The following is a 14055-nucleotide window of genomic DNA, read 5'->3' as shown; positions in this document are numbered from 1 at the left end:
TATAACATATCAAACATTTTTTATTTCCCCCTCCTAGTCTAGTAGATCTATAATTGGCATCTAGACCTCATCCTTCTGTTACAAGCGCAATTACAAATCCATCATACCCCTTACTCCCTACAGTTTGGATCACAGTAGCAGTAACACGCGGTTCAGCAGCAATTCGTTCATAAAAACGTCGTATCCCCTGTACACGAGCGTCTTCATTTAAACCATTGACCACCTCACCATCGCGCACTACATTATCACCAATAATTAAACTACCACACCTCGAAAGTTTAAGAGCCCATTCAAAATATGCAGGGTTGTTTTGTTTATCAGCATCAATGAAAATAAGATCAAACGGCTCACAGTTTTCAGTAGCCATTTGCTGCAACGAATCTATTGCCATTCCAGTACGCACATGAACCACTTAACTCAAATTAGCTCGTTTGATATTAGCACGGGCAATTTCAGCATACTTTTCACTTGCTTCAAGCGTGATAAGACGACCATCTGTTGGCAACGCCCTTGCAAGCCATATTGTACTATATCCACCTAAAGTACCAATTTCTAAAATATTTCGTGCACCTTGAATTTGCACGAGCAATTGTAAGAACTTCCCTTGAGTTGGCGAAACATCATGTGCTGGCAAATTAGCTTCAGCATTTACTTGAAGTACCTCTTCAAGAATAGAATCAGTTGGTATAAGTAAATCCGTAATAAAATGATCAACAGCTTTCCATTTATCAATATTATTCACGTAAATACCATTCCCTTCGAATTGTATAGGATAATCCTTCAATAACTTTCATCCCTCATTACAGTTCGTAAAATTCAGAATTAAAAAGAAATAAATAAAAAGGATTTGGCTTTAAACCAAATCTTTTTTATTCATATACAACTTCTTACGGATTAGTAGACCAAAGTCCTGCAGATTTAATAAATGTACGTTTATTTAATTTCAGCTGCGCTACGATAAACTCAGCGATATCTTCTGCTTGCATGACTTTCTCAGGGTTACCATCTGTTAATCCTAATTCTACCGCCATATCAGTTGCAACAGTACTTGGTGTTAAAGCTGTTACACGAATGTTGTGTTTACGTACTTCCATTGCTAACGATTCTGTTAAACCAAGAACACCAAATTTAGAAGCACTGTATGCACTTGTTACTGGTGCACCTTTTTGTCCTGCTGTTGATGAAATATTAATAATGTCACCAGACTGTTGTTCAATCATGCTTGGTAGCGCTGCGCGAGTTGCGTAATATACACCCATTAAGTTTACTTGGATGATTTTTTCCCAATCAGCAACATCTAATTCTAAGAATTTGCCAAACTTAGAAATACCCGCATTATTAATTAAAATATCAATAGAACCTAATCCTTTTTTTAATGTTTCAATAGCAGTAGTAACTTCTTCATATGAAGATACATCAGCAGTAGCAATAACAGCTTTTACACCTTCTGCTTCTACTTCCTTCGCAACTGCTTTTAAGTTTTCTTCTGAGCGTGCTAAAAGACCAACGTTCACACCTTCTTTTGCTAAAGCAATTGCCACAGCACGGCCAATCCCTCTTCCTGCTCCTGTAATTAATGCATTTTTTCCTTGTAATAATTCTGCCAAATATAACACTCCTCAATCATTCTAAGTTGCTTTTTCATACCATGAATTCTATATGTATATCATCCTAAATGCAATTATGCACTTTGATGTGCGTAGGTTACTTCTAGGTAACCTATAATTTTTTTTATTTCTTACTAAACAAATAGAGAAGTAAGAGACAGTTTCCTCTGCCCCCACTTCTCTATTTTCAAGTGCTATGTTTACTCCCAGGAATCAAAACGATAAATTCCGTTCCCTTTCCAACTACACTCTCTATCCGGGTCTCTCCCTTATGAAGATCAATCATTTTCTTCACAATTGCCAATCCTAAACCACTACCTCCATGTGCACGATTTCGTGATGAATCAGCTTTATAAAAACGTTCTAATAAAGAAAACAATGTCGTTTTCCCACTACCACTTGGACCTACAATTGCAGTCACTTTTCTTGATTCAATCGTAAATTGAATATTTTGTAGTACTTTCTCTTCCTCGTTATATTCAAAATCCACATTTTCACCTTCTATATGATGTTCCACTTCATATTCTAAAATTGTATTAATGCGTTCCGTTGCGCCAATTGCCTTTTGGAATTGTGTAAAGAACATAGAAAGTTGACTCATTGGCATAACAATTTGCATTAAATATAAAATAAATGCCACAAGTTCTCCAATTGTTAATGCTTCACTAGAAACTCGCATTCCACCATATCCTACAATAATGACAAGTAACGCCATTAAAACAAATGACATAACTGGTGTAATTAAAGCTTGAACCTTGCCTTCTTTCAAACCAAACGGTTATTTCTAAAATTAGAATACGATATGAATGTAAACCGTCAAACGATTAATCTACTGATTTGGTAATAAAACACATCAAATCTTATCTTTACAACAGATATAATCATCTGATATTATTACCTGGTACTTAATAAAAAAATAAAAAATTACCATTCTATAGTCTACGCAAAAAGAATTTAGAATGATTACCCATATATAACTATAAAAATATATATTTTCATAGCATACGCATCTCACTAATCTTCATTCACCGAAAGGGGTATACCGTGCAAGCAAAAAAGAATTCTGAAAAAAAGACCATTATATTCATTCATGGATTAGTCGGAAATCGTCGTGCCTTCAAAAAAGAATATAAACGATTTTCTCCTTCTTACAATATTATAACGTATGATTTACTAGGTCATGGTGAAGACAAAGGGCAAGCAATAGACTTTTCTTTAGATCGATTAGTACAGCAATTATCAGACCTGTATGAGAAAGAAGGTATCCAGCAAGCTCATATTTGTGCCCTAAGCTATGGCTGTTACATTGCCACTATATTCGCTCACAAATATCCAGAGAAAGTATTAAGTCTTTGTCATATTGGAGGTCATTACAATAATCCCTCCCTTTTATATAACGTCTTTCGAAAGTTTTGGGACAACCGTGAAAATGAATATTCCACTTGGCTTTATCAATATGCGAGTACAATTTTCCCAAGTGGTATACTAAAAGCAAGTCCTTTTGCGGTTATTTCAAAAAACATTTATTATCGGTTTGGATTACAATTGCATTCATCGATTATTGTCGAATCGCTCAAACACCGTCTAGAATTCGATTTAAAATCTCGACTACGAGAACTATCACAACCTATTCTATGGGTAATGGGTGAACACGATCATCTCTATAAATCCTGTTTATTTGATTTAAAATCCATTCTTCCAAACGTTTTATATAAAGAAATTCCACTAGCCGGCCATGCCGCAAACTTATTCCGTCCTAGCTACTTCCATGATTTATATTCCAAATTTTTACTGGACGCATAAAGACATCTAAAACAGAAAAAGCTTTCTAGTTTCCTAGAAAGCTTTTTCTTATAATATGTAAGAATACGGTTCTTATTATGCTTTTGTGTAACCTGCTAGATGCTTACTCCAGTAAGAGTTATTTACTGAGCTAATTCTTACACCAGTTTTTTCAGTTTCTGCACTGATGAACTGACCATTTCCTAAGTAAATACCCATATGAGTCATACCTGCACCAGCACCAGTAGTATCTTTAAAGTATACTAAATCACCTGGTTGTGGATTACTAGTATGCGTCTTGCTGCTCCAGTAGCCAGCAACAGTTTGACGTCCACCAGAATGACCTGCTTTATTTAATACGTAGTAAACGTAGCCACTGCAGTCAAAACCAGATGGTGTTGTACCACCATATACATATGGTGAACCATTTAGCGATTGTGCAATAGACACAATTGATGAGCCATTAGCAGATGGTGTTGTCGGTTTTTCTGTTTGTGGTTTTTCTGTTTGTGTATTTCCTTGCTCACCGCCAGTAGCTGGACGAGAAGGCGTAGTTACATTTGCTGTACCACCTTTTACAAACTTAACATGGTCTGCACTTACATAGCCAGTTCTTCCTTGGTGGTTAATTTTATACCAACCGTTTTCTCCACCAATAACTTGTAATGTTTGGCCTTGTACTACGCCACCAATTACAGCATTATATGTAGCCGGGCCTGTACGTACACGTAAAGCTCCTGTATCAACAACATATGAGCCGTCTTTTCGGATTGTCATTTCATTGTTGTTTGGCTTTTCTGTTTCCGTACTTACATTTGTAGTTGTACCGCCTTTTGTTACAAAGTCTTTACTTACATAGCCAGTTCCGCCGTTGTGGTTAATTTTAAACCAGTCTTGTACTTCACCGACAACTTGTACAGTTTGTCCTTTGCCTACAGTACCTACAACTGTATGAGAAGCACTAGGACCTGTACGTACATTAAGTGAAGAAACGTTTACCGTATAGTTACCTGTTCCTTGTTGAACAGCAGTTCCTGTTTTCTCACCAGTTGTTACAAAATCACTGCTTACATAGCCAGTTTTACCGTTTACATTTACTTTAAACCAACCATTTTCTTCACCAGTTACTTGTAGAACTTGTCCTTCTTGTACTTTAGAAATAATATCATTTCCTGTACCAGGACCTGTACGTACATTCAATACATCAGCTGTTACTGTGTATTTAATGTCAGATTTTTTCTCTACTGTTTGTGTTTCAGTTACTTTCGGATCAACTGTTTGTGTTTGTTTTTGTGTTTGTCCATCGATTTCTTTTAGCGCGTCTGTTGAAACTTGTGCGTGAGCAGCATCCATTCCAGGAACTACTGCGCCGGCTACAGAAGCTGCCGCTAAACCTGCTAGTACTTTTTTCATAAGTTGTATTAACTCCCTTTCCCTACTACCCTCTTAAAAAAATGATTTTAATATCCTACCAAAACATTGGAAATGATTTCATGTTAAATTCCATTTTTATACAAGGGCTTTCTTTTTCACACGTCAACTATTTTAAATTATCAATGTGAACTTCACGTGAACTTCATGTGAATTCCAGCTTCATATACAGCGTTTTCGTAATAAAACATTTAATTTTTTCTATTACAAAACGAATCAAAGCTTCTAGTAGTATCCATTCTTTACTTACTCCACTAATAAAATCATGATATCTAAGTAAACAATTGGTTTTTCTACTGGTCTTACAAAATAGTTCTTTTCATGAGTCACCTTCTTATCATTACAAAAATTCCGCCATTTATCAACTATATAGTATCCTAAAAAATTATATTTATATGAAAAAGAACTTTTCTCGTTCTGGAGCAATCCAAGAATCCATGTTTTGATCGCTATCCCTTACTAAACGATTTACTAATATATCATGCCATATATAATTTTCTAGTAAATATATATGAACAGGATCATCTGTATAAAAAGCATTTCCTTTTTGTTCTATCGAGTGACCATATACCATTTCTTTTCCATCAATTGATAAGATAAACCATTTATGACTTCCAATATTATTAACGTAACTTGTTTTTCTATGAATTTCTAATCCTTGCAACGGATCGTCAACTTCACAGACAATACCCTTTAAACTACATTCTCTTTCTTTTTCTTTTAAGTCTACTAATAGTTTTTCATACATAGTATCCCAAATTGACAAAATAATCTTTTTTTTCGCTCTTCGAATTAATATTCTGCAGAAAGCTAGTATATTTTCTTCACCTTTCAAAGTGGTTACTCTCGGATCCACCTCAGGTTCTTTTTTTTCAAATACTTTTAATTCTTTTTCTACATACGTGTATGTCTCTTCCCATTTCTCTCTTACTGCCTCTAAAAACACATCTACAGGTAAAGGAGAATATTGTACTGCTTCATTTATTTCTTCCTTCATTACAATGCCTTTTTGTTCAAGGGTATTCAATATTTCATATATACGTGCACGAGGGACTCCAGAATTTTTGCTAACTTGATAAGCACTAGAAGCTCCTTGTTGAACTAATGAAACATAGGCTTTTGTTTCATATTGATTTAAGCCAAGCATTTGAATTTTTTGTAGTAAATCTTCCATTGTAAGCCTCCTGCATATTTTGTACTTGCCGCAACATTGACAGTAATTATTACTTTAATAGTAAACACAAAAGTGGTTGGAGTAAATATTAAAGAGGCATTATCAAATTTTCATTTACACAAAGCAATTAAACAGATACTATCTTAGTAGTGACTATTCTAGGATGGGGGAAATACATATGGAGGACATCAATCTTTATACAATGTTTTTTTTAATTGCTTCAGGTTTTTTAGCTGCCTTTATCGATTCTGTTGTAGGTGGCGGTGGATTAATTTCTATACCAGCTTTATTATTCACCGGCCTCCCACCTTCAACAGCTATTGCAACTAATAAACTGGCAAGCTCAATGGGATCACTTATGAGTACCATTTCATTTATTCGATCTGGAAATGTGAATTTCAAATTGGTCTCTAAGCTATTCTCTTTAACTTTTATCGGGGCTATACTTGGCGCCTTTGTAGTCAAACACATTTCATCTGAAATATTAAAACCATTAGTACTTGTTCTATTAATTGCCGTTGCGATTTATACGATTATGAAAAAAGAGTGGGGAAAAGATGCAAGTTATAATGGAATGAGTGTAAAAAAAAGAGTTATCTTCTCTTCTGTTATTTTTATCATTGGATTTTATGATGGATTTTTCGGGGCAGGAACAGGATCCTTTTTGTTATTTACATTTTTGATCATTGGATTTGATTTTGTGCAATCAGCTGGAAATGCCAAAGTTTTAAATTTTGGTAGTAACATCGCTGCACTTATCATTTTTCTTTATTTAGATGTTGTTAATTTTGCATATGGACTTCCAATGGGAGTTGCAATGATTTTCGGGGCTTTCGTAGGCTCAAATTTCGCTATAAAAAAAGGAGTATCTTACGTACGAATTTTATTTATCATTGTAACGTTACTCCTTATCAGTAAAAATATTTTAGATTATTTAGGCTTTTTTGATTGAAGACCTGATTATTTGGAATCTTTATGCTTATATTGTTAAAATAACCAATATAGTTCAAATAATTAGGAAGAGGAGTATTATCCATGGAACAAATTATTGATAATGGTTCGAAGCATTATATCGATTTTCACTATGCATTGGTTCGTACGCTATCCTTGGTAACGTTCAGAATAATCCCAACCATTGAAACAAAAAAATCCGAATTAAAAGTTACTATTGAAAATCAAAGTAATAATTTAAATCATAAGAATCCTTATAAATTATAATTATTTTTTAATAATTTATCGCACAAACAGGGAATTGCTAATAACCGCATTCCCTGTTTGTCTGTTTCATTTATTTTGAAACCACTGCGTCACATGATGGATTTCAATATCTGTCATTCCATGCCTATAATGATATCTTAGAACTTCTAATGACTAGAAGTCACAAGATTTTAAAAATCTTTTATTGGTCTCGTACAAAACAAAAAAGGATTACCTATATAGGCAATCCTTTTCCCATTTTATTTATGAAATTTCACACGAGTTTCTAACGGCTGAAATTCTTTTTCACCTGCTGGCGCAACTGGCTTACCAAATGGCATTTGAGCGATCAGCTTCCAAGTCTCTGGAATATCCCATTCTTTTCTGACTTCTTCATCAATTAATGGGTTATAATGTTGCAGCGTTGCACCAAACCCTTCAATTTCTAATGCTGTCCAAATCACAAACTGTAGCATTCCTGATGATTGCTGGGACCAAGTCGGGAAATTGTCTTTATATAATGCAAACTTTTCTTGAAGATTTTCTATTACTTTGCTGTCTTCAAAATATAAAACTGTTCCATAGCCACTTTTAAATGCGTTCATTTTTTCTTTGGTTGGTGCAAAATTATTTTCTGGTACAATTTTTCGTAATGTTTCTTTCGTAATATCCCATAGTTTATCATGTTGTTCTCCTAATAACACAACAACCCTTGCACTCTGAGAATTAAAAGATGAAGGTGTATACTTTACGGCATGATTCACTACTTCTTGAATTTTCTCATCAGAAACAACTTGCTCTTTACTAATTGCATAAATTGATCTTCTGTCTTCAATTGCTGAATAAAAATCTTTTGCCATACTAATTCCCTCCAATTTTTATTTTGAGGCTTACTAATCTGTATTATGGTATATCCCGCCCCGAACTTATTAATAATAAGTTTATAACTTTATTATATCTACATAGAAAAACAATTTCAAACAATAGCACTCATACTTTTTAGTTTTTGTTTTTGATACCTTTTATATTCCCTTAAAATAAAAAAACAGCTTATTTTCCACTCAATCCGAGTTTTAAACAAGCCGTCTTCTTTCATAATAGATCCTTCACCTACTTAACAATCTCGAAACCATAGGACATTAGTTTATGCGTTTCTGTAAAACGTTTCATTTGGCTCTTCGTACCCATAACAACTGTTACAAGTCGCTTATCACCTTGTTTGGCAGTCCCAGTAAAGCAATAACCCGCACTATCAGTGAAGCCTGTTTTCAGTCCATCCATTCCTTCTAAGTAAAGTCCTTGGTTGGCCGGATTCAACATTTCATTCGTACTCGTAACCATCGTGCTTTTAAATGCTAACTGACTTTGACGTAAATGTGTAACATCTAATATCTCCGGGTAATCTGTTACAAGGTGATACGCTAACTTCGCTACATCAGCTACAGTCATCTTCGTTTCACTTCCATCAGGCTCTTGCAATCCAGAAGCATTTACAAACTTGGTTGCTTCTGATAACTCCAGTTGTTTCGCTGTTTGATTCATAAGATGGGCAAAATCTTGCTCAGTTTTTGCTATATGTTCCGCTAAAGCAACTGCAGAATTGTTGGCCGATTGGATCATTAACGCATGGTATAGGTCTTTAACCGTTAATACATCCCCCGTTTGTACCGGAATTCTCGCACCTTCTGCTTGTGCCGATTTCGCACTTATTTTCACTTGATCTTCCCAATGGACCTTTCCTTTATGTATGTTTTCTAAAAGAATATATGCTGTCATCATCTTTGACATACTCGCCGGGGCAAGTAGCTCTTCTTCATTGTTTTTATACATGACTTGCCCATTACTTGCATCAATGATCATTGCTGCTTTCGCTTCAACTACTGGTACATATTTTTGTGGGATCATCTTTTCAGTTAATCCTGTTTTTGGTAACTCTGCTACTTGTAGGGGCGGACCATCTATTGTCATTTTTTCTTTTGCTTTGGAAACATTAATACCATTCTTCTCTAGAATACTCCCTTGGAAAAAGAACCAACATGAACCTAAAATAATAGCACAGAGTATTGTTACACTTCCCCATCCTAACCTTTTCATCAATAAAACTCCTTTTACTCTACCTATTATAATTTCAAATTTAACCATAACAACAATGTCTTTAAACCGTCAAGGTCAAACAGTAAATAATCTACGATAACTATTTTTTCAAGATTATTTGTTAAGAATATGTTATACTACCAAAAATTTAATAATATAAATTTTCAAATATTAAACCCTGAAACTACTTAAATTCCTAATCGAAACAAGAAAGGTTTGATACAATGATACTACTTAACCCCTTAAAAAAAGGAGATACTATTGGCATTTACTCTCCTTCTTCACCTGTAACATATACATCTCCCGAAAGATTTAATCGAGCTAAAAAATATTTACAAGATAAAGGGTTCCACATATTGGAAGGTAACCTTACAGGTAAGCAGGATTTTTATCGTTCAGGAAGCATTCAAGAACGTGCTGAAGAACTAAATGCATTAATTAGAAATCTGAATGTTACATGCATCATGTCAACAATTGGCGGGATGAATTCAAATTCTCTTTTACCTTATATTGATTACAAAGCATTGCAAGAAAATCCAAAAATTATGATTGGGTATTCAGATACTACAGCTTTACTACTTGGAATCTATGCACAAACAGGCATTACTACATTTTATGGACCAGCACTTGTTCCTTCTTTTGGTGAATTTGAGCCTTTTGTGGATTCCACTTATACATACTTTGCAGAAGCTTTAATGGAAGAACAAGAAATTCCTTACAAGGTAAAGCAACCTTTATTTTGGACAGATGACTTTATAAACTGGGAAGAAAAAACAAAGGACAAAGAACTAAGAAAAAACGAGTGGATTTGTGTAAATGGCGGAAAAACAACTGGAAGACTAATTGGTGGCAACTTAAATACAATACAAGGTATATGGGGTAGCCCATTTATGCCTGGTATTAAAGAAGGAGATATTCTCTTTATTGAAGATAGCTCCAAAGATGCAGCTACCATTGAAAGAAGTTTTTCATTACTTAAAATTAACGGTGTATTTGATAAAGTTTCAGGAATCATTCTTGGAAAGCATGAGCAATTTGATGATTGTGGTACACATCGGAAACCTTATGAAATATTATTAGAAGTACTCCAAAATCGTAACATTCCATTTCTAGCAGACTTTGATTGTTGCCATACCCATCCGATGATGACGATGCCAATTGGTGTACAAGTGGAGATGGATGCAACCAATAAAAGAGTAAGAATCATTGAGCAATGGAAAAAGCAAATATGAAGTTTAATGATTCTATGAATATCTTTACTTTAATAATGAAATAGAAATTACATAACGAATATAAGGAAACGAGTGGCTTCTATATTAAAAAGCCACTCGTTTCCTTATATTGTTTTACAACATCACTCATGGTATTATATACCTTGGAATGTGAAGAGATAGACAAAGTATACACATTATAAAACAAAAAACCATTTCAAACCACATTCCATGTAATAAGAAAACATAGATGAAATGCATTCTTTTCAAATTAATGTATTTACATCTAAAAGAGAGTGAATATATGAAACCGACTATGAAAAATTATGTATTTTTACATGTAGCTTTCTTGCTATATTCTATCATCCTGCTTTATATGAAATGGGCAGCTAAATTCCCTGTTTCATCCATTTCGTTTTTCATCGCCTATTTTGGACTTGTTGTAATTTTATTTGGCTATGCTATTCTTTGGCAACAGGTAATTAAACATTTTGAAATTTCTAAAGCATATTCCCACCGAGGGATCATCATATTATGGTCCATGTTATGGTCCGTTATCTTTTTAGGTGAGACGATAAAATGGAACAATTTACTCGGTGCAGCTATCATTATGATTGGAATTGTGGTGGTGACGAAAGATGAATAATTATATATTGTTATATATTTTCGGTATTATTTTAGCAAATTACTCACAAATTTTACTCAAAAAAGCAACTCTACAAGAATATGATTCCAAATTAAGAGAATATGTCAACCCTTATGTTATTATCGGCTATTCTTTATTTGTAATTAATGCTGGGCTAAACGTTATTGCACTAAAAGGTGTTCCATTAAAACAGGCTCCTGTATTAGAATCTCTTAGCTATGTCATTATTTTAGTATTCGGTTGGTATTTCTTAGGAGAGAAAATAACAAAAAGAAAAGTCATTGGTAACATTATTATTATAATTGGGATCGTCGTTTTTTCTATTCAATAACAAGTACACGCCTTATTATAATATTCTCGCGTTAAAAAAGTCCGTTATAAATAACGGACTTTTTTCATATCCTCTCTACTGCCCTAAATTTTGAACTTTATCTTTTAAATCTTGAACTTGTTGCACTGTCTTCATAAGCTCTGAGTTTTTAAATTGTTCTACATCTATTTTCCCTTCTTCTATCTTTTTCATAGTTGTATCAATTAATGCATTTAATTTTTCGTTATATCCAACAATTTGCTGATGGATGTCCTTCGCTACATCCGGGGGTGTCAATTCATTAAAAGCTGGGATATCCTTTTGAATATCTCCGAGCTTAGTCTCTAATTCTTTTCGAGCAGCACTATCATTGATTGCTTTTTCTACTAACCCCGGCGCTTCATTTGCAAACGCACTCACTTCATTAACATAGTCTGTCGCCTTTTGAGCATAATCAATTGAATTCTTACCCTCTTCAATCATAGAGCAGCCCATTAAACCGATTGTAATTAAAAACACAAGTAATATCGTCTTTTTCAACTTCATTTTTTACCTCCTAGCTGAATACTAACGTTTCTTCTACTATATTTATAAACACCTATCCCTTTCGCTATACTGTCATTCTAGAATACTAGCTACTTCATTTCCATTTTCATTACCTCAACTTATATATTCTAGCAGGACTTTTCAATTTCCTTTTCATAATCAATTTTGAAAAACATACGGGGTTTTCATGGAACGAATTTCATATACAACAGGCTCGTTTGTTGATTTTTCTCTAGCTGTTAACACTCCTTGATTTCCATAATTGTGTTTCTAATAGTAGTATTTCTCCCATTCCATCTATTAGTAATACGGTATAACCTGTTAACGATTCAGAAATCGTACCTTCTACTACATCACACTCTTTCATGCTACCTACTGTTAGTACATAGTTTTTCAAAAACTCCTTCATTTCTTTACTTGTCGCAGTGCCTATTTCAAATTTGTATACAACCGAAAAAAGACATACTTAAGATACAATTAAGTATGCCGATTCCTTTATACTAACGTTTACTTCCCTACATATCCTATAACTGTTACAAGTTCTGATTCTATATGTACACCGATAATTTCCTCAATAATATTTGTGTATCCTTCCCCTATAGCCGCTCCATATTGTAAGGAAATTTCTTTTTTCTTATAAACTGACTGAGGTATAGTCAAAATGAATTTCCTAAGATCTCTTTCATCCACAGGTTCCATAATTAAAACTATGCCTTCTTCCTCAAACATCCAATCATCCTTTCACATACATTCCTAATATGGCTCAGTATTGCCTTTACCTGCTGAGTTCTAAACCCATTTACAAATAGTACGATACTCTTCATTCGATAAAACGCCCATTTCCCATAGTCATACTAATCACTCATCTAAAAATCTCCAAAATAAAAAGCACAAACCTTGACACATCAAGAATTTGTACTTTTATCACATACGATTTCACATTCCTTTATCCATCTCATAAGGTGATATCTTCATCAACGGAAGGTTCTACCGCTGATGGCTAACTTTCACCTATCTTCCACATTTCTCTCTAAATCTCAAGGACGGAGTTTCATGTACTATGCTCAACTTCCTTACTTTTCTCTGCCCCCTTCTTTTTTGTTATACTTCTTATTTTTTTAACCGTACCAGTTAACCCTGTTGGGAAACCTAATAACACAATAATATATAGTAACCCAAGAAAGATCGTCCATCTCTCAAAGATTGGATACTGCGCTGCAAGTTCTGATAAATAATACTTTAAAAACTCAATAATCCCTGCGCCAGCGATTGCTCCAACTAATGTGCCAACTCCCCCAATCATTGTCATTAACAGAGCATTTAAAGTCATTTCAATTGAAAAAACAGTTGTATTTACAAAGCGTAATGTGATAACAAATAAACCACCGCTAAGCGCTGCTACTACTCCCGCAACTATGCTCGCAATAATTTTATAGTGGAGAATTTTATATCCAAGTGCTTCTACACGTTGCTCATTTTGCGAAATTGCCTTTAACACTTTTCCAATAGAAGATTGTGTAAATAAGCGAAGCAATAGAAAGATGACGACTAGACATATGAGTGTAATATAGTAAAATGTGAAACGGTCACGAAACATATCAGGTACACGGAATGTAAAGCCATCTCCTCCATGTGTGAAAGACCGCCATTTTTCAGCAAGTACAAAGAATAGTTGGGAAATCGCAAGTGTTAACATTGCATAAAAATGACTTTTTAATCGTAAAGAAAGCATACCGATTATATAACTGATTATCGTTGATAGTACAACAGCTATCCCAATACCGATTAAAAAGCTTGCTATAGAAACCTCTTGTCGATCTAGTAAGAGTGCAACACAATAAGCACCTATTCCAAAAAACATGCAATGACCGAATGAAACAATTCCTGTATATCCAAGAAGAATATCAAAACTCATTGCAAATATAGCAAAGATGAAAACTTGTGTAAACAAAATGAGTAAGCTCCGTGAATCATTTACGAAAGGGAATACACTTAAACAAATCAATACAACTAGCCCAAAATATATCCCGGCCCGATTAAATGTATTATTCACCTTT

At 34.2% G+C, this 14055-nt stretch carries 15 protein-coding genes and 2 pseudogenes; 6 read left to right on the top strand and 11 right to left on the bottom strand.

The annotated features are described in order from the left end of the window. Positions 1–67: 67 nt before the first annotated feature. The 3 genes and pseudogenes from BPMYX0001_RS29335 to BPMYX0001_RS08715 all read right to left on the bottom strand — a co-directional run. Positions 68–742 (bottom strand): annotated as a pseudogene (locus tag BPMYX0001_RS29335) (O-methyltransferase). 145 nt (positions 743–887) lie between these two features. Continuing rightward, positions 888–1607 carry a 3-ketoacyl-ACP reductase gene (locus BPMYX0001_RS08720; protein WP_016114516.1) on the bottom strand — a complete coding sequence of 240 codons (720 nt, stop codon included), beginning with the start codon at positions 1605–1607 and terminating at the stop codon, positions 888–890. A gap of 187 nt (positions 1608–1794) precedes the next feature. Then, positions 1795–2382 (bottom strand): annotated as a pseudogene (locus BPMYX0001_RS08715) (ATP-binding protein); the annotation flags it as partial. A gap of 269 nt (positions 2383–2651) precedes the next feature. Here BPMYX0001_RS08715 and BPMYX0001_RS08710 point away from each other — a divergent pair. Beyond that, entirely contained in the window at positions 2652–3410 is a 759-nt protein-coding gene (locus BPMYX0001_RS08710) for an alpha/beta fold hydrolase (RefSeq protein ID WP_003196982.1), read from the top strand. 75 nt (positions 3411–3485) lie between these two features. Here the strand turns inward: BPMYX0001_RS08710 and entFM are convergent, their stop codons facing one another. Together entFM and BPMYX0001_RS08700 are read right to left on the bottom strand one after the other, a co-directional pair. Continuing rightward, complete coding sequence (gene entFM / locus BPMYX0001_RS08705; RefSeq protein ID WP_006094561.1) at positions 3486–4802, bottom strand: enterotoxin EntFM; 1317 nt, start codon at positions 4800–4802, stop codon at positions 3486–3488. A gap of 409 nt (positions 4803–5211) precedes the next feature. Then, on the bottom strand, positions 5212–5994 hold the full coding sequence (locus BPMYX0001_RS08700) for a TrmB family transcriptional regulator (RefSeq protein WP_006094560.1): 783 nt from the start codon (positions 5992–5994) through the stop codon (positions 5212–5214). Between the two features lie 178 nt (positions 5995–6172). On the opposite strand from BPMYX0001_RS08700, the gene BPMYX0001_RS08695 reads away from it, so the two are divergent. Both BPMYX0001_RS08695 and BPMYX0001_RS08690 read left to right on the top strand, forming a co-directional pair. Continuing rightward, positions 6173–6946 carry a sulfite exporter TauE/SafE family protein gene (locus BPMYX0001_RS08695; protein ID WP_033798827.1) on the top strand — a complete coding sequence of 258 codons (774 nt, stop codon included), beginning with the start codon at positions 6173–6175 and terminating at the stop codon, positions 6944–6946. A gap of 83 nt (positions 6947–7029) precedes the next feature. Further along, positions 7030–7212, top strand: coding sequence for a hypothetical protein (locus BPMYX0001_RS08690; protein ID WP_033798826.1), 183 nt, complete (start codon positions 7030–7032; stop codon positions 7210–7212). Positions 7213–7451: 239 nt separating this feature from the next. Here the strand turns inward: BPMYX0001_RS08690 and BPMYX0001_RS08685 are convergent, their stop codons facing one another. Both BPMYX0001_RS08685 and BPMYX0001_RS08680 read right to left on the bottom strand, forming a co-directional pair. Further along, positions 7452–8051, bottom strand: coding sequence for a nitroreductase family protein (locus tag BPMYX0001_RS08685; RefSeq protein WP_033798825.1), 600 nt, complete (start codon positions 8049–8051; stop codon positions 7452–7454). A 250-nt stretch (positions 8052–8301) separates the two neighbouring features. Further along, positions 8302–9285: a D-alanyl-D-alanine carboxypeptidase family protein gene (locus tag BPMYX0001_RS08680; RefSeq protein ID WP_033796067.1), complete on the bottom strand. Its 984-nt coding sequence runs from the start codon at positions 9283–9285 to the stop codon at positions 8302–8304. 224 nt (positions 9286–9509) lie between these two features. Here BPMYX0001_RS08680 and BPMYX0001_RS08675 point away from each other — a divergent pair, with 224 nt between their 5' ends. The 3 genes from BPMYX0001_RS08675 to BPMYX0001_RS08665 all read left to right on the top strand — a co-directional run bounded on the left by BPMYX0001_RS08675 (position 9510) and on the right by BPMYX0001_RS08665 (position 11473). Continuing rightward, entirely contained in the window at positions 9510–10517 is a 1008-nt protein-coding gene (locus BPMYX0001_RS08675) for a S66 family peptidase (protein WP_006094556.1), read from the top strand. A gap of 283 nt (positions 10518–10800) precedes the next feature. Then, complete coding sequence (locus BPMYX0001_RS08670; protein WP_018765426.1) at positions 10801–11142, top strand: EamA family transporter; 342 nt, start codon at positions 10801–10803, stop codon at positions 11140–11142. Beyond that, positions 11135–11473, top strand: a complete 339-nt coding sequence (locus BPMYX0001_RS08665; RefSeq protein ID WP_018765425.1) for an EamA family transporter — start codon at positions 11135–11137, stop codon at positions 11471–11473. Before BPMYX0001_RS08670 ends, BPMYX0001_RS08665 begins: the two co-directional genes overlap by 8 nt. 75 nt (positions 11474–11548) lie before the next feature. On the opposite strand, the gene BPMYX0001_RS08660 is transcribed toward BPMYX0001_RS08665, so the two are convergent. From BPMYX0001_RS08660 to BPMYX0001_RS08645, 4 genes are all read right to left on the bottom strand, one after another. Next, a complete protein-coding gene (locus BPMYX0001_RS08660; RefSeq protein WP_006094555.1) occupies positions 11549–11998 on the bottom strand; it encodes a DUF6376 family protein in 450 nt (149 codons plus the stop codon). A 232-nt stretch (positions 11999–12230) separates the two neighbouring features. Next, entirely contained in the window at positions 12231–12395 is a 165-nt protein-coding gene (locus tag BPMYX0001_RS08655; protein ID WP_018781372.1) for a spore germination protein, read from the bottom strand. A 110-nt stretch (positions 12396–12505) separates the two neighbouring features. Continuing rightward, positions 12506–12727, bottom strand: a complete 222-nt coding sequence (locus BPMYX0001_RS08650; protein ID WP_003196960.1) for a hypothetical protein — start codon at positions 12725–12727, stop codon at positions 12506–12508. Between the two features lie 322 nt (positions 12728–13049). Further along, positions 13050–14051 carry a branched-chain amino acid ABC transporter permease gene (locus BPMYX0001_RS08645; RefSeq protein ID WP_006094554.1) on the bottom strand — a complete coding sequence of 334 codons (1002 nt, stop codon included), beginning with the start codon at positions 14049–14051 and terminating at the stop codon, positions 13050–13052. Positions 14052–14055: the final 4 nt, after the last annotated feature.

It is taken from the genome of Bacillus pseudomycoides DSM 12442, from assembly GCF_000161455.1.
Classification (GTDB): domain Bacteria; phylum Bacillota; class Bacilli; order Bacillales; family Bacillaceae_G; genus Bacillus_A; species Bacillus_A pseudomycoides.
Note: the sequence above shows the minus strand (reverse complement) of the source record. Positions and strands in the feature narration are given on the sequence as shown.